The 19679-nt window shown below is 70.4% G+C and carries 14 protein-coding genes; 6 read left to right on the top strand and 8 right to left on the bottom strand.

The window, feature by feature from the left end; genetic code table 11:
- Positions 1 to 133 precede the first annotated feature (133 nt).
- The 3 genes from fdh to nrfD are packed head-to-tail and all read left to right on the top strand — an operon-like array spanning position 134 to position 5418.
- Positions 134 to 3409: a formate dehydrogenase gene (gene fdh, locus O7631_RS25020; protein WP_278146495.1), complete on the top strand. Its 3276-nt coding sequence runs from the start codon at positions 134 to 136 to the stop codon at positions 3407 to 3409.
- Between the two features lie 3 nt (positions 3410 to 3412).
- The gene (locus tag O7631_RS25015) at positions 3413 to 4456 is read left to right on the top strand and encodes a 4Fe-4S dicluster domain-containing protein (RefSeq protein ID WP_278146494.1); all 1044 of its coding nucleotides are present in this window, start codon (positions 3413 to 3415) and stop codon (positions 4454 to 4456) included.
- A complete protein-coding gene (gene nrfD / locus O7631_RS25010) occupies positions 4453 to 5418 on the top strand; it encodes an NrfD/PsrC family molybdoenzyme membrane anchor subunit (RefSeq protein ID WP_278146493.1) in 966 nt (321 codons plus the stop codon). Before O7631_RS25015 ends, nrfD begins: the two co-directional genes overlap by 4 nt.
- Positions 5419 to 5495: 77 nt before the next feature.
- On the opposite strand, the gene O7631_RS25005 is transcribed toward nrfD, so the two are convergent.
- From O7631_RS25005 to O7631_RS24980, 6 genes are all read right to left on the bottom strand, one after another.
- Complete coding sequence (locus O7631_RS25005) at positions 5496 to 7055, bottom strand: OFA family MFS transporter (RefSeq protein ID WP_278148021.1); 1560 nt, start codon at positions 7053 to 7055, stop codon at positions 5496 to 5498.
- A 225-nt stretch (positions 7056 to 7280) separates the two neighbouring features.
- Positions 7281 to 8108, bottom strand: a complete 828-nt coding sequence (locus O7631_RS25000; RefSeq protein WP_278146492.1) for an alpha/beta fold hydrolase — start codon at positions 8106 to 8108, stop codon at positions 7281 to 7283.
- A complete protein-coding gene (locus O7631_RS24995; protein ID WP_278146491.1) occupies positions 8105 to 8977 on the bottom strand; it encodes an SDR family oxidoreductase in 873 nt (290 codons plus the stop codon). The genes O7631_RS25000 and O7631_RS24995 overlap by 4 nt, the downstream gene beginning before the upstream one ends.
- Entirely contained in the window at positions 8967 to 10460 is a 1494-nt protein-coding gene (locus O7631_RS24990) for an NAD(P)/FAD-dependent oxidoreductase (RefSeq protein WP_278146490.1), read from the bottom strand. The genes O7631_RS24995 and O7631_RS24990 overlap by 11 nt, the downstream gene beginning before the upstream one ends.
- The gene (locus O7631_RS24985; RefSeq protein WP_278146489.1) at positions 10461 to 10775 is read right to left on the bottom strand and encodes a DUF4873 domain-containing protein; all 315 of its coding nucleotides are present in this window, start codon (positions 10773 to 10775) and stop codon (positions 10461 to 10463) included.
- The gene (locus O7631_RS24980; protein ID WP_278146488.1) at positions 10772 to 11500 is read right to left on the bottom strand and encodes a TetR/AcrR family transcriptional regulator; all 729 of its coding nucleotides are present in this window, start codon (positions 11498 to 11500) and stop codon (positions 10772 to 10774) included. Before O7631_RS24980 ends, O7631_RS24985 begins: the two co-directional genes overlap by 4 nt.
- 48 nt (positions 11501 to 11548) lie before the next feature.
- On the opposite strand from O7631_RS24980, the gene O7631_RS24975 reads away from it, so the two are divergent.
- On the top strand, positions 11549 to 12445 hold the full coding sequence (locus tag O7631_RS24975; protein ID WP_278146487.1) for a diiron oxygenase: 897 nt from the start codon (positions 11549 to 11551) through the stop codon (positions 12443 to 12445).
- 51 nt (positions 12446 to 12496) lie between these two features.
- Here the strand turns inward: O7631_RS24975 and O7631_RS24970 are convergent, their stop codons facing one another.
- On the bottom strand, positions 12497 to 13021 hold the full coding sequence (locus tag O7631_RS24970) for a winged helix-turn-helix domain-containing protein (RefSeq protein ID WP_278146486.1): 525 nt from the start codon (positions 13019 to 13021) through the stop codon (positions 12497 to 12499).
- A gap of 282 nt (positions 13022 to 13303) precedes the next feature.
- On the opposite strand from O7631_RS24970, the gene O7631_RS24965 reads away from it, so the two are divergent.
- A complete protein-coding gene (locus O7631_RS24965) occupies positions 13304 to 17686 on the top strand; it encodes a S8 family serine peptidase (RefSeq protein WP_278146485.1) in 4383 nt (1460 codons plus the stop codon).
- 67 nt (positions 17687 to 17753) lie between these two features.
- Here the strand turns inward: O7631_RS24965 and O7631_RS24960 are convergent, their stop codons facing one another.
- Positions 17754 to 18437, bottom strand: a complete 684-nt coding sequence (locus O7631_RS24960) for a winged helix-turn-helix domain-containing protein (protein WP_278146484.1) — start codon at positions 18435 to 18437, stop codon at positions 17754 to 17756.
- A 265-nt stretch (positions 18438 to 18702) separates the two neighbouring features.
- Here O7631_RS24960 and O7631_RS24955 point away from each other — a divergent pair, with 265 nt between their 5' ends.
- Positions 18703 to 19674 carry a phosphatase PAP2 family protein gene (locus tag O7631_RS24955; protein WP_278146483.1) on the top strand — a complete coding sequence of 324 codons (972 nt, stop codon included), beginning with the start codon at positions 18703 to 18705 and terminating at the stop codon, positions 19672 to 19674.
- Positions 19675 to 19679 lie beyond the last annotated feature (5 nt).

The following is a 19679-nucleotide window of genomic DNA, read 5'->3' as shown; positions in this document are numbered from 1 at the left end:
CGGTCCATGCCTCTCCCGGCCCACAGCGAGGGTCGGGGAGGCATGACTGTTCGCGATCCCGCTGCGACGCCGGCGGCACCTCGACTAATGTCAGGCTGTTCACATTTTGTGTGATTAGTCGGGAAGGTGCGCGATGGGGGTGCCTCGCTGGATCGAGGGGTGGCCGGTCTACCGGCAGCTCACCGGCACCGACCCGCTCGGCCGGGGCGCGGCGGCCAAGTCCGCCGGATCCCGCGCGCTCACCGCCCGCACCGACACCGCCGACTCGATGGCCCGGTCCGTCTGCCCGTACTGCGCCGTCGGTTGCGGCCAGCGGGTGTACGTGAAGGACGGGCAGGTCAGCCAGATCGAGGGAGACCCGGACAGCCCGATCTCACGGGGTCGGCTCTGCCCGAAGGGATCGGCCAGCAAGAGTCTGGTGACCAGCCCACTGCGGCAGACCACGGTCCGCTACCGACGGCCGTACGGCACGGAGTGGGAGGACCTCGACCTCGACACCGCGCTCGACATGATCGCCGATCGGGTGTTGGCCGCCCGCGACGAGACCTGGGAGGACGTCGACCCTGAGGGCCGACCGCTCAACCGGACGCTGGGCATTTCCAGCCTGGGTGGGGCGACGCTGGACAACGAGGAGAACTACCTCATCAAGAAGTTGTTCACCGCGATGGGGGCGCTCCAGATCGAGAACCAGGCCCGTATTTGACACTCGTCGACAGTCCCCGGTCTGGGGACCAGCTTCGGTCGTGGCGGCGCCACCCAGTACCAGCAGGACCTGTCGAACTCGGACGTCATCGTCATCCAGGGTTCGAACATGGCCGAGGCACACCCGGTCGGCTTCCAGTGGGTGATGGAAGCCAAGCGTCGGGGCGCGAAGGTGTTCCACGTCGACCCGCGGTTCACCCGCACCAGCGCGCTGGCCGATTCGTACCTGCCGATCCGGGCGGGCACCGACATCGCGCTGCTCGGCGGGGTGATCCGCTACATCCTCGAGAACGAGCTGGACTTCCGGGAGTACGTCGTGGCCTACACCAACGCCGCGACGATCGTGACCGAGGAGTTCGCCGACACCGAGGACCTGCACGGGCTCTTCTCCGGCTTCCAGGAGGAGAACGCCTCGTACGACCAGACCAGTTGGCGCTACGAGGGCCACGCGCAGACCCAGACGACCCGCGACACCGAGATCCAGCGGGAGACCGGCGCCGGGCTGGAGCACGAGTCGCACGGCGCCCCGGTCGGCGGCGAGACCGAGCGCGACGAGACGTTGCAGCACCCGCGCTGCGTCTACCAGATCCTCAAGCGGCACTACGCCCGCTACACCCCGGAGATGGTGGAACGCGTCTGCGGCATCCCGCAGGAGAAGTTCCTCGAACTGGCCCAGGCCTGGACGGAGAACTCCGGTCGGGACCGCACCGGGATGCTCGTCTACTCGGTGGGTTGGACCCAGCACAGCGTCGGCGTGCAGTACATCCGTACCGGCGCGATCATCCAGCTCCTGCTCGGCAACGTGGGCCGCCCGGGTGGTGGGGTGATGGCGTTGCGGGGGCACGCCAGCATCCAGGGTTCCACCGACATCCCGACGTTGTTCAACCTGTTGCCGGGTTACCTGCCGATGCCGCACCACGCCGACCACCCGACGCTGACCGAGTGGGTGGACAGCATCGCGCACCCCGGGCAGAAGGGCTTCTGGGGTAACGCCCGCACCTACGGCGTCAACCTGCTCAAGGCGTACTGGGGAGACGCCGCCACCGCCGACAACGACTTCTGCTACGGCTACATGCCCCGGATGACCGGCGACCACGGCACCTACCAGCAGGTGCTCAACATGATCGACGGGAAGGTCAAGGGGTACTTCCTGCTCGGTCAGAACCCGGCGGTCGGCTCGGCGCACGGCCGGGCGCAGCGGCTCGGCATGGCCAACCTCGACTGGCTCGTGGTCCGGGACCTGTTCGAGATCGAGAGCGCCACGTTCTGGAAGAACGCGCCGGAGATCGAGACCGGCGAGATCGTGCCGGAGGAGTGCCGAACCGAGGTGTTCTTCCTGCCCGCCGCGTCGCACGTGGAGAAGGAGGGCACGTTCACCCAGACGCAGCGGTTGTTGCAGTGGCGGGAGAAGGCCGTCGAGCCACCAGGTGACGCCCGCTCCGAACTGTGGTTCTTCTACCACCTCGGTCGTGTCATCCGGGAACGGCTGGCGACGTCGACGAACCCGCGCGACCGCGCGCTGCTCGACCTCGCCTGGGACTACCCCACGCACGGCCCGAACGCCGAGCCGAGCGCCGAGGCGGTGCTGCGCGAGATCAACGGGTACGACGTGGCCACCGGCCGGCCACTGGCGTCGTTCACCGAGATGAAGGACGACGGCTCCACCGTCGGCGGTTGCTGGATCTACACCGGCGTGTACGCGGACGGCGTCAACCAGGCGGCCCGCCGCAAGCCCGGCGCGGAGCAGTCCCTGGTGGCGCCCGAGTGGGGCTGGGCGTGGCCGGCGAACCGGCGCATCCTGTACAACCGTGCCTCCGCCGACCCGGACGGCAACCCATGGAGCGAACGCAAGCGCTACGTGTGGTGGGACGCGGAGAAGGGCGAGTGGACCGGCTACGACGTGCCGGACTTCGAGAAGACCAAACCGCCGTCCTACCGCCCGGAGCACGACTCCTCAGGCGTGGCGGGAATCGCCGGCGACGACCCGTTCATCCTCCAGGGCGACGGCAAGGGCTGGCTGTACGCGCCGACCGGCGTGCTCGACGGGCCGATGCCCACCCACTACGAGCCGGTCGAGTCGCCGGTGCGCAACCCGCTCTACCGACAGCAGGCCAACCCGACCCGCAAGGTCTACACCCACCCGATCAACACGCTGAACCCGAGCCCGCCCGAGCCGTACAGCCAGGTGTTCCCGTACGTGTTCACTGTCAGCCGGCTCACCGAGCACCACACCGCTGGCGCGATGAGCCGGATGGTGTCGCCGCTGGCCGAGTTGCAGCCGGAGATGTTCGTCGAGGTGTCCCCGGAGTTGGCCGTCGAACGCGGCCTCACCCACCTGGGCTGGGCGCACCTGATCACCGCGCGGGCGGCCATCGAGGCGAGAGTGCTGGTGACCGACCGGCTCACCCCGTTGCGGGTGGACGACCGGATCATCCACCAGGTGTGGTTGCCGTACCACTTCGGGTTCGAGGGTCTGGTGACCGGCGACTCGGCCAACGACCTGTTCGGCATCAGCCTGGACCCGAACGTGCTGATCCAGGAGAGCAAGGTCGGCACCTGCGACGTCCGGTCCGGGCGTCGTCCGAGAGGTGCGGAACTGCTGGCGCTCCTCGTCGACTACCGGCGGCGGTCCGGTGACCTCAACCCGCACTACCCACCGATGGTCACGACCGACTCCGCGGACAGCGGCCCGGACCAGGAGGTCTGACCCATGCCCCACACCAATGCCCTGTACGGTCCGCTGGACCCGGCGCCCGACGCGGGCTACGAGAACGCGCCGCCGCGGATGGGGTTCTTCACCGACACGAGTGTCTGCATCGGTTGCAAGGCCTGCGAGGTGGCCTGCAAGGAGTGGAACGGTGTGCCGGAGAGCGGCCTGGACCTGCTCGGCATGTCGTACGACAACACTGGTGCGTTGACCGCGAACTCGTGGCGGCACGTGGCGTTCGTCGAGCAGCCCCGCCGCGCCGGTCTGGCGACCCCGGCGTTCGCGGGGGACCCGGACGGGCCGCCGGTCAGCCCGGTCACGGCCGCGGCCGGCGCGCTGACCAGCGCCGACACCGGCACCGATCCGGGCCTGCCCACCGGCTCGCCCGAGGCGGCGGCCCGGATGTCGGCCGGCCCGGAGTTCCTGGGGATGCCGGGTGCGCAGCCGCCGGGTCGGGGCAGCGGTGCTGAGGGGCGGACGGATTTCCGGTGGTTGATGATGTCGGACGTGTGCAAGCACTGCACGCATGCGGCGTGTCTGGATGTGTGTCCGACGGGGTCGTTGTTCCGGACGGAGTTCGGGACGGTGGTGGTGCAGGAGGACATCTGTAACGGGTGTGGGTACTGCATTTCGGCGTGTCCGTACGGGGTGATCGATCAACGCAAGGGTGATGGTCGGGCGTGGAAGTGCACGTTGTGCTACGACCGGTTGGGTGCGGGCATGACCCCGGCGTGTGCGCAGGCGTGTCCGACGGAGTCGATTCAGTACGGGCCGCTGGACGAGCTGCGGGATCGGGCCGCCACGCGGGTGGCGACGTTGCGCGGGCGGGGGGTTTCCGAGGCACGGTTGTACGGGCACGACCCGAACGACGGCGTCGGTGGTGACGGGGCGTTCTTCCTGCTGCTGGACGAACCGGAGGTGTACGGGCTGCCACCGGACCCGGTCGTGACCACCCGGGACCTGCCGGCCATGTGGAAACACGCCGGCCTGGCCGCCCTGGCGATGACGGCCGCCACTGTGGTCGCGTTCCTGGGCAGGCGGTCATGACCCGCGGCGGCGAGCAACTGACAGTGCCGGCGGCCGACTTCGCCTCCTACTACGGCCGCCCGATCCTCAAACCGCCGGTGTGGAAGCGCGACATCGCCGGTTACCTGTTCACCGGAGGCCTCGCCGCCGGAGGCGCGCTGATCGGCGCGGGCGCCCAACTGACCGGACGACCGGGGCTGTGCACAGTGGGCCGGTGGACGGCCCTCGGTGGTATCGCCGCCAGCACGTACCTGCTGGTCCACGACCTTGGCCAGCCGACCCGGTTCCATCACATGCTCCGGGTGGCCAAGGTGACCTCGCCGATGTCGGTCGGCACCTGGATCCTCGCCGCGTTCGGGCCGCTGGCCGGCGTGGCAGCGGTCGCCGAGCTCGCGCCGCTGCTCCCGCAGCACGGTGTGCTCGGCCTCGCCCGTCGGATCGCACCGCCGGTCGGCAACGTCGCCGGCCTGGCCGCCGCGGCCACCGCGCCGGCCCTCGCCACGTACACCGGGGTGCTGCTCGCCGACACCGCCGTACCTGCCTGGCACGAGGCGTACCCCTATCTGCCGTTCGTCTTCGGTGGCAGCGCGCTCGCCGCCGCCACCGGGGTCGGCCTCATCGCGGCACCCGCCGCCCAGACCGCTCCGCTGCGGCGACTCGCCGTCGTCGCGGCGACCGTCAAGTACCTCGGCGGTCGCCGGATGGAGCGGTTGGGTCTGACCGGTGAGCCCTACCGGCAGGGTCGCAGCGGTCGTCTGGTCCGCGCGGGTGACGTGCTGCTCGGCGTGGGCGCCGCCACCGCGCTGTTCAGCCGACGCAGCCGGGTCCTGTCGGCGATCTCCGGCGCCGCCCTCGTGGCATCGTCGGTCGCCACGCGGTTCGGCGTCTTCGAGGCGGGACGGGTGTCGGCCCGCGATCCGAAGTACACGGTCGTGCCACAACGGGAGCGCCTCGACGAGAAGCGGTCGGCGACCCGGCTCTGAGCGGATCTACGAAACGGAAGGCGCCCCCTTGAAGGGGGCGCCTTCCGTTGTGATGCAAGGGGTCCGGCCGCCACGCGTCAGCCGGTGAACAGCTTCGCGGCGGTGATGACGGTCTGGACGATGCCGTACCCGAGGAGCACCGCGATCAGCAGCCAGGACAACCAGAGCCGCCCGGTCTGGTTACCGACGCGTGGCGGTGCGGGCGGCTGGCTGTCCCGCCCGAGGGCGACCGGCTCGGTGACGGTTGCCTTCGCCACGGGCGAGGTCGGCCCACGGTCCGGTTCGTGGAACCGCTCGGGTACGGAACGCACCAGCAGGTTCGCGATGAACCCGATGGCGAGGATGCCGACCATGGTGAACAGGGCGGGCCGGTACGCCGCCGCGGTGAGGGTGCCGGGCTTGCCCTGCGTGTCGAGGATCCCGTTGACGATCAGCGGCCCGGCGACACCCGCGGCCGACCACGCGGTCAGGATCCGGCCGTGGATGGCCCCGACCTGGAAGGTGCCGAACAGGTCACGCAGGTAGGCGGGCATGGTGGCGAAGCCGCCGCCGTAGAAGGAGATGATCGTGGCGGCGATCAGCACGAAGACCGCTGTCGCGGAGTGGCCGGCCACGGCGAGCAGCACGTACAGCACGATGCCGACGCCGAGGTAGACCATGTAGATGGGCTTGCGGCCGATGAGGTCGGACGTCGTCGACCAGACGAACCGTCCCGCCATGTTGAACAGCGACAGCACTCCCACGAAACCGGCAGCCGCCGTCACCGAGACCGTGGTGGTGGTCCCGTTGTCCCGGAAGAAGTCCTGGATCAGCGGGCTTGCCTGCTCCAGGATGCCGATGCCCGCGGTGACGTTGCAGAACAGCACGATCCACAGCAACCAGAACGACCGGGTGCGCACGGCGTTCGACGCCGACACGCTCGCTGTCGTCACGAGGGGCCGGCTGGCGACGCTCGCGGGGTCGAACCCGGCGGGCCGCCAGTCCGGCGCCGGTACCCGGACGTTGAAGGGGCCGAACATCATGATCACGAAATAGCCGATGCCGAACGTGACGAAGAGCGCCACGAGGGCGTGTCCGGACGCCACCGCCGCGGGGTTGTTGGGGTTGTAGCCGGAGTCGTACAGGGAGAGCAGTTGGCGTGCGAGCGGGCCGGCCACCAGGGCCCCGCCGCCGAACCCCATGATGGCAAGACCGGTGGCCAGGCCGGGCCGGTCCGGGAACCACTTGATCAGTGTGGACACGGGCGAGATGTAGCCGATGCCGAGCCCGATGCCGCCGATGACGCCGTAGCCGAGGTAGAGCAGCCAGAGCTGTTGGGTAGCGATGCCGAGCGCGCCGACCAGGAAGCCGGTGGCCCAGAAGCACGCCGAGACGAACATCGCCCGGCGCGGTCCGTTCCGCTCCACCCAACGGCCGCCCACGGCCGCGGACGAACCCAGCATCACGATGGCGATACTGAAGATCGCCCCGATCGCCGTCTGACTGACGTCGAAGTGCGCGATCAGGGAGTTCTTGTAGACACTCGTGGCGTAGACCTGACCGATGCACACGTGCACGGCCAGCGCCGCGGTCGGGATGAGCCAGCGGCTGTATCCCGGGGGAGCGACAGTGTGCCGGGGATCGAAGACCGACAGCATGGGCATCGTCCACCTCCTGCGGCTGAGTAGGCCGGCGGCGGTGCAGGGCTGTCCGTCCCGGTCGTCGACCGAGCGGCACCGCCACGTTGGCGGCCCGGCGCACGCCTGCGGCAGCCGTAGTCCGGCTACATCCTCACGTTACGTGTCAGCGAGTTCACAGCCTGTCATTACCGGAAAACGCAGACACGGAGGGGTGGACCCGCCTCTGATCGTCCTGACTCGGCGCTAGACGGAGACCGACGGACCCGGCCGGTCGGTCCCGGGCACCGCGCCGGTGGTCTCCAGGATGAGCGCGGCGACCAGGTCCGGGTCGTCGCTCATCGGCACGTGCCCGCAACGGGGGAGCGTCACCACCCTCGCCGCCGGCAGGCCCGCCCGGGCGCGCTCGGCCTGGTGGACGCCGAAGATCCGGTCGCGGTCCCCCCAGCCGATGGTCACCGGCACCGTCGCGTCGGCGAGACGACGGCAGTCGAAGCGATAGTCGCGGGCGGCTCGGGCCACGGCGTTGAAGCCGAGCCCGCGTCGCAGGGCGATCGCGTCACCCAGCGCGCGCTCGACGTCCAGCAGCGTCGGGCGGGCCATCAGCGGCGCGAAGCACAACGCCCGGAGGTACGCCGAACGCAGCGCGACCCGCATGATCGGGGTGGGCAGGTACGAGTTGGCCCGCAGCGTCCGGAGGATGGCCAGCGCCCGCCGGCGCTCCGCCGGGGTGAAGAAGCCGGCGGGGGAGAAGGCGGTGGCCGAGGCGACCGCGCCGGTGGCGGCGAGCTCCAGGGCGATCGCCCCACCGAGGCTGCAGCCGGCGACGTGCGGACGCTCCAACCCCCACTCGGTCAGGATGGGCAGGACCCCGGCCACGGTCGCGGCCATGTCGGCGGGCATTCCGGTGCCGGGCACCGGCGAGTTCCCGAATCCGGGTAGGTCGAGCGCCGTCACCTCGTGGTGGGCGCTGAGCCGGTCGAACACCGGCTCCCACGCCTGGTGGCGGTGACCGATGCCATGGATGAGCAGAAGTGGCTCACCGCTGCCCGCCCGGCGGAAGTGAACTGTCATGACCGCTCTCCCACCGACGTCCTGCCGAAGGAACGTCCGAGCTGCCGGACCTCGTCTTCCATCTGGCCGACCAAGGTCCGACCGCCGAACCGGGTGATCAACGCGTCCGCGAAGCCACTCGACACCACCGGCCGCAGCGCCTGCACCATGGCGAGCGACCGGGGCACGTACACGGTGCGCTTGCGGCGTTCGATGCCGCGCAGCAGGGCCTCCGCGCACTGCTCGACGGGCACGACTGTGGACAGCGGCCACGGCAGCCGGCGCAGCGCGGTGCGGAAGGACGGCAGATCGTCACGGATGTCGCGGACCAGGTCGGTGTCGATCCAGATCGGATGGGCGGTGCCGACGGTGACGCCGGTCGGGCGGGTCTCCAGGCGCAGTACGTTGGCGAACTGCTCCACGCCCGCCTTGGACGCGCAGTAGGCGGCCATGCCGGGCATCGCCGTGAAGGCGGCGGCCGACGAGACGATCAGGACGTGGCCACGGGCGGCGGTGACGTGGGGCAGCGCCGCGCTGACCGAGCGGATCGCGCCGCAGAGGTTGACCTCGATGGTACGGACCAACGCGTCCACCGGTCCGACGGCGACGGTGCCGAGGTTCGCGACGCCCGCGTTGGCCACGACCACGTCGATACCGCCGAACCGATCCACAGTGGATCTCACGGCGGCGTCCAGCGCCGCCTGGTCGGTGACGTCGCACTCGTACCAGTGCGCGTCGAGGTCGGCACTGAGCTGCTCGAGCAGCTCACCTTCCAGGCCAACGAGGGCGACCTGGGCGCCGCGAGCGACGGCCTGGCCGGCCATCCGCGCCCCGATACCACGCGCCGCGCCGGTGATGAGCACCGTCTTGCCCGCCAGGTCATACCGCATCCGCGTGCTCCCGTTCCGTCTCGTTCGGGGTGGTCCCGGCCGTGGCGACCCGGTAGTCGGCCGGGCGGAACCGGAGCAGCCGCATCCGGAAGCTGGTGGCGAAGCCCGGCCAGATGGTGGTGTTGCGGCCGGTGCTGTCGAGATACCAGCTGTCACAGCCGGTCTCCCACACGGTGCCGGCCATCTTCTGATCGACCCGTTCGGTCCAGCGTCGTTGCGCCTCCACTGTGGGTTCGATGGCCTGGACGTCGGTGGTCCGCATGTGTCGCAGGGCCGCGACCACCAGACGCAGCTGCGCCTCGATCATCAGCACCACCGAGGTGTGCCCCAGCCCGGTGTTCGGGCCGAGCAGGAAGAACAGGTTGGGGAAGCCGTTGATGGTGGTGCCCCGGTACGCGTGCATGCTCGGCGTCCACGCCTCGGCCAGGGTGCGCCCGCCCCGGCCCTGGATGCGTCGCACGACGGGGGAGTCGGTGACGTGGAAGCCGGTGCCGAAGATGACGGTGTCCGCCGGGTGGTGAACGCCGTCGACGGTGACCAGGCCGTCCGGCACCATCCGGTCGATGCCGGCCGTGACCACGTCCACGTTCGGCTGCGCGAGGGACGGCCAGTAGTCGTTGGAGATGAGCACCCGCTTGCAGCCCATCGCGTAGCGCGGGGTGAGCTTGTCCCGTAGGTGCGGGTCGGCGACCTGACGTCGCAGCGTCCGCAGGGACAGCCGCGAGGCGAAACTGTTGACCGCCGGGTGGAGGAAACCCAGGCCCATGCCCTCGCGGACCAGATAGAGCCCGGCCCGGACGGCCCGCTGTGCGCCGGGCACCGCGCGGAACACGGCCTGCTCGGCCCGGCTGATCCGGCGCGACCGCCTCGGCATGATCCACGCGGGGGTGCGCTGGAAGAGCGTCAGCTTCTCGACCAGTGGCTGGATCCGCGGCACGAGTTGGACCGCCGACGCTCCGGTGCCGACCACCGCGACTCGACGGCCGGTCAGGTCGTGGTCGTGCCGCCAACGGGCGGAGTGGAAGACCGTGCCGGCGAACTCGTCGACCCCGGGCAGCTCGGGGATGGCGGGGTCGCTGAGCGGGCCGGCCGCGCAGATCAGGACGCGGGCGGTGTGGTCGCCGCCGGAGGTACGCAGCAACCAGCGCTGCCGGTGGTCGTCCCAGCGCGCCTGATGCACCTCGTGGCGCAGCCGCAGCTTGGGGCGTATGCCGAAGCGGTCGACGCAGCCGCGCAGGTAGTCCCAGATCTCCGGCTGGCTGGAGAAGGTGTTCGACCAGCGGGGGTTGGGCGCGAAGGAGAACGAGTACAGGTGCGACGGGACGTCGCAGGCGCAGCCGGGGTAGGTGTTGTCCCGCCAGGTGCCGCCGACCTCGTCGCCCCGGTCGAAGACGACGAAGTCGGTGAAGCCGGTCCGCTGGAGCCGGATGGCGGCGCCCAGGCCACCGAAGCCGGCGCCGATGATGGCAATGTCTGTCTCCATTCACTCCTCCGTGGGCTCGGGCGCGGCAGTCGAATCGGCGGCAGTCGACTGGGCGGCGGGCGGCCACGGCGGATCGCCCACTCCGGTGACCCGTACGCCGCCCCACGGATCGATCTCGGCCAGTCGTGCCGCCCGGACGCGGTCGGCGATGCGCACCTCGACGTCGCGTCGCCCGGAGCGCAGCAGCTGGGCCACCCGTGGCTCGGGCTCGATCCGCCCGCCCCAGTGGAAGCGACCGTCGACCGGCTCCCACCGCCCGCTGAGGTGCACCCGGACCGTGGTGCCCTCGACGCCCGCCGGGCCGTGGTAACTCACGGCACGATCCGCTCGTGGGCGCGGGTGAGCTCGTGCGGCAGGTCGGCGCTGGCCCGTACCCCCTCGATGCCGCTCCACAGCAGAGCGGTCAGGTAGTCGGTGAGGGCCGCCCGGCTGATGGGCTGACCGTGCGTGGTCCACCAGTCGCCGACGGCCTGCACGAAACCCACCAGGCCGTACGCCCAGGGCTCCGCGGGACCGGCGTCCAGGCCCAGCGTACGAAGCCGGTCGCCGATCACCCGGGCGAGCCCGGCGGCCACCTGCCGGCTGGTGCCGGCGATCACCTGGTGGATGCCCGGGTCACCGGACTCGTGCATCAGGAAGCGGTAGAGCCTCGGCTCCGACTCGATCACGCCCAGGTAGGCGTCGATTGTCGCCTCGACCAGGTCACGTTCCTCACGGACCTGCTCGACGGCGGGCGCGATCGTGTCGACCATCCGGGCCGCCACGACTTCGCTGACCGCGACCCAGAGCTGCGACTTGTCGGCGAAGTAGCGGTACAGGACCGGCTTGCTGACGCCGGCGGCGGCGGCCACCTGTTCCATGTCGACCTCCGGCCCGTGCCGCAGCAGCGCCTGCACGGCAGCCCCGACCAGCTCCTGCCGTCGTTGTTCGCGATGGTCTGCCCAGCGGTCTCGACGGCCGTTGCCCTTCGCCTTCGGGCGGCCCTCTGGGGGCGTGGTCGGCGGGTCGGACGCATTGACATCGGTGAACGGCGATTGCATGCTACTACTCGTAACAGTTACCGGTCGTCACGTCAATATGGAGGAGCCATGGAGGCCGCCCCGGCGGAAACCAGGCGTGCGGCGCTCGCCGAGCGACTACTCACGTCCTCACTACGGACCAGCTACGACCCCACCGTCGAGATCGACTGGGACGCCCCGCACGCTCCCGGCGCCTACTGGCTTCCGCCGCAGCGCAGCAGCCTCTACGGCACGCCGCTGTGGGGGCGGCTCAGCGAGGAGCAGCGCGTCGAGCTCACCAAGCACGAGGTGGCCAGCGCGGCCAGCGCCGGGCTGTGGTTCGAGACGATCCTCATGCAGATGCTGATCCGTGAGTACTACCGCGCCGACCCGACCAGTCGGCAGGCCCAGTACGCGTTGACCGAGGTCGCCGACGAGTGCCGGCACTCCATCATGTTCGGCCGCCTGATCGAGGCGATGGGCTGCCCGGTCTACCGCGCGAGCACCGTGGACCACCACCTCGGGCGCTTTCTCAAGGCCACCGCCAGCGGACCCCGGATGTACGCCGCGATCCTCATCGCGGAGGAGATCCTCGACGCGTTCCAGCGCGAGATCATGGCGGACGAGTCGCTCCAACCTCTCATCCGGATGGTCTCCCGCATCCACGTGGTGGAGGAGGCCCGACACGTCCGGTTCGCCCGTGAAGAGTTGGCCGCCGCGGTCGCGGCCACCGGCCCGGCGGGCATGGCGTATGCCCGGCTGTTGGTCGGTCGCGCCGCCCACACGATCGCCCGCCGCCTGGTCCATCCCGACGTGTACGCGGCGGTGGGCATTCCACCGGCGGTCGGTCGTGCCGCTGCCCGCGCCAACCCGCACTGGCGTGCCACCCTGCGCTGGTCGGCGGCGCGGGTGCACGCCAACCTGGAGAGTGTCGGCCTGGTGGCTGGGCCGGGGCGTCTGCTGTGGGCCCGGGCCGGGCTGATCTGACCTGTCGTCTCCCGGTGCGGCGGCATGAGGGCGACCTCGGTCGTCGGCGCGTCAGGCGCGTTCGACCCGGGCCTGCTGGTGATCTGTCAGCCGCAGGCCGACACCCCGAACGACGTCGATGGTGGCCCGAGTGCCGAGGTCGTGCAGCTTGCGGCGTAGCCGCTTCACCAGCGACTGCACGTCCGCCTTCCGTTCGCGCCCCTCGTCGCCCCAGACCGACCGGTGCAACTCCGCGTAGCTCCAGACCCGGACCGGCTCGGTGATCAGGCAGGTCAGCAGGTCGTGTTCCAGGCGGGTGAGGTCGACCTCCCGTTCTCCGCAACGGGCACTCGACCGGGCCGAGTCGATCACCAGGGCGCTGGCCGGCTCGGATGCGGCCGCGGCCATCTGCTGCGGGGCGGCGATCAACCGGCGTAGTTCGTCGAGGTCGGACACGAGCAGTAGCGGTGCGATGCCGTCGAGTCGCTCCGCGAGCCGGATGCGCTCCGCCGGCGACGACGTCACCGCGATCAGTAGCGGGAACGGCTCGTCGGCCGGATCCTCCCTGTTCGACGTCGCATCGTCGTCCTCGGCCACAGCACCGCCCGGGATCGATGGGCATCCCTGCCCGGCTCTCGTCATGGTCCTGACAATGATTGGCAAGCGCGTCGCCAGCGCGGCAACTCTTAGCGACAAGTTGCTCACGGCAAGTTCTTGATCGTCCTTTCTTCTCGATCATAGTGTCCACTCGGGCAACCGGCGTGACCCGCGCGGTGCATGGGGAGGTCCACCCATGGCCCATCTTCACCCTGGGTCGTTCTGAGGGAGGCAGCACCGATGTTCAGACGTCCACAATGGCGGCGCACAGCCAGATCACTGGTGAGCGCCGGTGCGGCGGCGGTCCTCGCCGCCACATGCCTGGCCACCATCGGCTCCGGCGCACAGGCGGCGCCGGGCGGCGGGATGCAAGCGGGCGCCCCGACCGGCGACAAGATCCGACCCGAGCTCGCCAAGCAGCTCCAGGCCAAAAGTGAAGGTGACTTCTGGATCCGGTTCAAGGACCGGGCGGACCTCAGCAAGGCCAGCGCCATCAAGGACTGGTCGAAGCGCGGCACTGCGGTAGCGGACGCGCTGCGTAAGACCGCTGCCGCGAGCCAGGGCAAGATCCGGGCCGACCTCGACAGTTCGGGCACCAGGTACCAGACCTTCTGGGCCACCAACGCGATCAAGGTGAACAGCGGTTCGCTGGCGATGGCGCAGAAGTTCGCCGGCCACTCCGAGGTCGAGGGCCTCTACGCGCCGGTTGCCTACAAGGTGCCCGAGACCACCAAGGGCACCGACGAGAAGACCGTGAACGCCCTCGAGTGGGGCATCGCCAACATCAACGCCGACGACGTCTGGTCCCAGTACGGCGTCAAGGGCGAGGGCATCACCATCGCCAACATCGACACCGGGGTCCAGTTCAACCACCCGGCGCTGGTCAACTCCTACCGCGGCAACAACGGCGACGGCACGTTCGACCACAACTACAACTGGTTCAACGCGGCCAACTCCACCGGCGCCTGCGCCACCGCACCCTGCGACGGCGACGGCCACGGCACGCACACGATGGGCACCATGGCCGGCTCCGACGGCGCGAACCAGATCGGTGTCGCGCCCGGGGTCAAGTGGATCGCGGCGAACGGTTGCTGCCCCAGTGACGCCGCTCTGATCGAATCCGGTCAGTGGATGCTCGAACCGCTGGACCTCAACGGCCAGAACGCGGACGCGAGCAAGCGGCCGAACATCATCAACAACTCGTGGGGCACCCGGGACCCGTCCAACGAGCCCTTCATGGAGGACGTGACGGACGCCTGGGCCGCCTCCGGGATCTTCGGCACCTGGTCCAACGGCAACAGCGGGCCGGCGTGCCAGACGAGTGGTTCGCCGGGCAGCCTCGCCAGCAACTACTCGACCGGCGCGTACGACATCAACAACAACGTCGCCGGCTTCTCCGCCCGGGGCGTCGGGCAGAACGGCGAGATCAAGCCCAACATCTCGGCGCCGGGCGTGAACGTCCGGTCGAGCATCCCGGGCAGCGCGTACGGCAGCATCAGCGGCACCTCGATGGCCGCACCGCACCTCGCGGGTGCGATCGCGCTGCTGTACTCGGCGGCGCCCTCGCTGATCGGTGACGTCGACGCCACCCGTGCGCTGCTCAACGGCGCGGCGATCGACAAGGCCGACGACCAGTGCGGCGGCACCGCCGCCGACAACAACGTCTACGGCGAGGGTCGCCTGGACGCCCTCGCGCTCCTCGACGCGGCCCCGACCGGCGACATCGGCACCCTGGCCGGCACTGTCACCGACGCGGCCAGCGGAGCCCCGATCGCCGGCGCGACCCTCACGCTCACCGGCCCGGCCGCGCGGGAGCTGACCACCGGCGCCGACGGCAAGTACTCGACCCAGCTGCCCACCGGTGACTACCAGGTCGCCGTGGCGGCCTTCGGTTACGCCGGCACCACGAAGACGGCGACCGTCGCCAAGGGCGCGACCACCACGCTCAACGTCGCGTTGACGCCGGTGCCCAGTGTCAACGTCACCGGAGCGGTCACCGACGGCTCCGGCCACGGCTGGCCGCTGTACGCGAAGGTGACAGTGACCGGCGTGTCCGGCGTCTACGACTACACCACCCCGTCGAACGGCCGCTACAGCATCAAGCTGCCGGCCGGGCAGACCTACACCCTCACGTACGAGTCGCAGTACCCGGGCTACCAGACCGTCACCAAGCAGGTCGTGGTCGGCACGGGTAACGCCACCGCCAACGTCGCCGTTCCGGTGGACACCGACACCTGCACCACCGCCCCCGGGTACACGTTCGGCTCCGACGGTGAGTACGAAACCTTCGACGCCACGACCACCCCGGCCGGCTGGACCGTCGTGGACAACGCGGGCAGCGGCCAGGTCTGGAAGTTCACCGACGACGGCAACCGGGGCAACCTGACCGGCGGCAGCGGCAACTTCGCGATGATCGACAGCGACGACTACGGAGCGGGCACCAGCCAGGACACCTCCCTGGTCAGCCCGGTGGTCGACCTGACCGGCGTCACCGCCCCGGTGATCCGGTTCAACCAGGACTTCAACCAGCTCAACGACGACACCGCCGACGTCGATCTCAGCATCGACGGTGGTGCCACCTGGACCAACGTGCTCCGCCAGGAGACCGACGTCCGGGGCCCGAAGGTGACCGAGATCCCGATCCCGCAGGCAGCCGGTCAGGCGCAGGTGCAGGTCCGGTTCCACTACTACGACGCCTCGTACGAGTGGTGGTGGGAGGTCGACAACGTCCTCATCGGCAGCCAGGTCACCTGCGTGCCGGTCGACGGCGGTCTGGTCGTCGGTAACGTCCGCGACAAGAACGACGACAGCTACATCAACGGTGCCACCGTCACCAGCAAGGACCGGCCCGCCGAGAAGGCCGTCACCGTGGCGACCCCGGACGACCCCGGGCTGGCCGACGGCTTCTACTGGATCTACTCGTCGCTGACCGGCGAGCACGATTTCACGGCGACCGCCGGCAACTACGTCAGCCAGACCAAGTCGGTCGATATCGAGGCCGACTGGGCGACCACGGCGAACTTCCAGCTCGCGGCCGGCCGCCTGTCGGTCACGCCGACCGAGCTGAGCGCGACGCTCCAGATGCCCAACGGCAAGGCGAGCAGGACGTTCACGGTGACCAACACCGGCGGCGCGCCGGTCGAGGTCAAGTTCAGCGAGCGGGACAACGGATTCGAACTCCTCCGGGCGGACGGGTCCACCGTCACCCGGCAGCAGGTGCTCGGGGGCAGCGGCGCTCCGGAGCAGCGGCTCACCGTACCGACGTCGTTCGCCGCCAAGGCGTCCGGCAAGGAGGCCAAGGCCGCCGCTGCCGCGACCGGCCCGCAGGCCGCGCCGTGGACCGACATCGCCAACTACCCGTCCGCGATCATGGACAACCGGGTGGTGAACCTGGACGGCAAGGTGTACTCGATCGGCGGTGGCGACGGTAGCGCCTCCACCACCAAGAACTACGCCTACGACCCGGCCGCCCAGACCTGGACCGCTATCGCGGACCTCCCGGGCGCGCGCAACGCCCTGACGGTGGGCGTCCTGGACGGGAAGATCATCGCCAGCGGTGGCTGGGGCGACGACGGCCCGGACTCCGCCACGTGGTCGTACGACCCGGGGGCCAACACCTGGACCGAGCTGGCCGACAACCCGGCACCCCGGGCCGCGGCCGGTCAGGGCGTCGTCGACGGAAAGCTGTACGCGGTCGGTGGCTGCACCACCGCCAACTGCACGCCGATGTCGAACAGCGTCGTCCGGTACGACCCGGCCACCGACGCCTGGGCGACGATGGCCAACTACCCGAAGTCGGTGGCCTTCGCCTCCTGCGGCGGGATCGATGGCATCCTCTACTGCACCGGCGGCAACGACGGCTCCGCCGCGCAGAAGTCCAGCTACGCCTACGACCCGGGTGCCAACACCTGGACCGCGATCGCCGACGCGCCGGCCGACAACTGGGCCAGCTCGTACGCCGTCGCCAGCGGCAAGCTGCTCGTCGTCGGTGGCTCGCAGGGTGGGGCCATCAGCAACGCCGGCTTCGCCTTCGACCCGGCCGCCGGCTCGTGGTCCAACCTGCCGAACGCCAACACCGCCCGTTACCGGGGCGGCGCGGCATGCGGCTTCTACAAGATCGGCGGCTCGTCCGGCAACTTCAACGCGGCGGCCAACAGCGAGGTGCTCCCGGGCTTCGAGGGTTGCGCCGAGTCGGCGGCCGACGTCAGCTGGATGACCATCGACAAGACGGCGGCCACCCTGGCGCCGGGCGCGAAGGTCACGGTCACGGTCGGCCTGAGCGCCAACGTGGACCAGCCGGGCACCTACTCCGGCTCGGTCGGGATCACGGAGAACACGCCGTATTCGGTGGCGCCGGTCGCGGTGACCATGGCCGCGAACCCCCCGAAGACGTGGGGCAAGCTCATGGGAACTGTCATCGGCAGCAGCTGCCAGGGTGCGACCTCGCCGCTCGCCGGCGCGGTCGTGCAGGTCGACTCGTGGGCGGCGTCGTACACCTTCGCCACCGACGCCGAGGGCAGGTACGCCTACTGGGTGGACCGCCGCAACAACCCGCTCACGATGATCGTCGCGAAGGACGGCTGGAAGCCGCAGACCCGCCAGACGAGGATCAACACCACGACTCCCACCGTGGAGAACTTCGGGTTGGTGCCGATCAAGTGCTGACGCCGCAGCGGTAGCGCACAGCCCGGCCCGCCTGGTTCCGACCAGGCGGGCCGGGCCGTGTCGGGGATCAGACCGGGGCGAGCCGGAAGCCGACCCCGCGTACCGAGTGGATGGTCGTCGCGGCGTTGAGTCTGGCGAGCTTGCCGCGCACCCGGCGGACCACCGAGTGCATGTCGGAGCCCCGGCCGAGGTGCCGGTTGCCCCAGACCTCGAGGTGCAGACGCTCGTAGGTCCAGATCTGCCCGGGCGCGTGCACCAGACAGAGCAGGACGTCGTGTTCCAGCCGGGTCAGGTCGATCTCCTGGTCGCGCCATCGCAGCACCCGTCGGTCGGAGTCGACGGCCAGATCCGGCGGCGGCAGCCGCGGGCTCGGTGCCACCTCGGCGAGCACGGCGGTGGCTTGCGGGGCCGCGATCCCGGCGGTGGCTTGCGGGGCCGGGGCGAGCCCGGCGGTGGTCTGCGGGGCCGGGGCGAGCCCGGCGGTGGTCTGCGGGGCCGGGGCGAGCCCGGCGGTGGTCTGCGGGGCCGGAGCGAGCACGGCTTCGGTCTGCGGGGCCACCGTTGGCCCCGGACCGTCCGGCGAGGTCGCCGCCGTCGGTGCCTCGACCACGCCGAGAAACTCTCGGGCCTGGTCGACTGTCGAGACGATCAGAAAGGCGTCAGTGCCGCCGAGCAGCCGGGCCAGATGTCGGCGTTCGGCCGGCGAGGACGCGATGCCGATGACCAGGCTGGCGACTGGAGTTCCCTGCATTCCCCCACCCCTTCCGGTGCCCCAGCTCTCCGGATGGATTCTTCGCACCGACGACCGAGACATCGATCGGTGTCCTGACCCTAGTGGTGGCTGATCTCGGCGGGGTAAAACATAGTTGCATGTAAGCATCTGGATGCCAGGTGTCCGTCGAGGCGCACCCCGGCCCTTCCGACGATCCGCCTCCCGCCGGCGCCGGGGGCGGTTGTGACAGAACCAAGACAATCCGAGTACGGCATCCGGACCTTCCGGGGCGAGCATGGCCGACATGACCATCGGATCGTCGTACCCCGTGGGGCGATCGACGCCCGGCTCGCCGTCGGCGCGACCACTGCCCTCCGCCCGCGCGGCGGTGCCGCTGGGTCTCCGGCTGCTCGCGGCGGCGCTGTGTTGTCTGGTCGCGTTGGCGCTCACCGCCGCCGTCTTCGTCCGGACGTACCCCGGTCAGTGGCTGGACGGCCTGCTCCTGCCGCGCGCCGAGCGGGGTGGGGGATACGAGCAGGAGACCCACCTGGTGGGTCCGGCCAAGACCCTGCTGGCCGGCTTCGGCAGTCCGACACTCCTCGCCGCCCTGCTCGGCGCGGTGCTGCTGGTGGGTGTGCTCCGGCGCCGGCTGGTGGCGGGGATCTTCGGTGTGGGCATGGTGGTCGGCGCGGTGGTGACAGCCGGTGCGCTGAAGTCCGCGCTGCCCCGTCCGGATCTCCAGATCGAGAGTTCGACCACCCACAACAGCTTCCCCAGCGGGCACGTTGCGGCGGCAACGGCGCTGCTGCTGGCGTTCATGCTGGTCCTGCCCGGCTGGGCCCGCCGCTTCCTGGCGGTACCCGGCGCGGCCGGTGTCTCGGTGATCGCCTCGGCCACGATGATCGCCGGCTGGCACCGGTTCAGTGACGTGCTCGGCGGCGTACTGCTGGGGGTGGCGTTGTTCTGCCTGGCCGCGGCCGCGTTGGCGGGTCTGCGGGGTGACCGGGACGCGGACGGCGAACCGGACGGCGGAAGCCTGTGGCGTCGGTTGGCCGAGGTGGCGGTGGGTCTGGTCGCGCTGGTCTGGGCGCTGGTGGCGGTGGTGCCCGACCTGGCGGCCTCGGTGCAGCGCGGGGCGCTCGTCGCCATCGTGGCGGCGGGTGCGACGACGATGGTCCTGGTGGGTGTGGTGGTGTTCCTGGTGCGGTCGGCGGACTTCGTGGTCCCGCTGGTCGCCCGACGTACGTCACCGGCTGATGTTCAAAAGATCTCATGATGGGA

The organism is Micromonospora sp. WMMD967, from assembly GCF_029626165.1.
In the GTDB taxonomy this organism is placed as follows: Bacteria; Actinomycetota; Actinomycetes; order Mycobacteriales; family Micromonosporaceae; genus Micromonospora; species Micromonospora taraxaci.
Note: the sequence above shows the minus strand (reverse complement) of the source record. Positions and strands in the feature narration are given on the sequence as shown.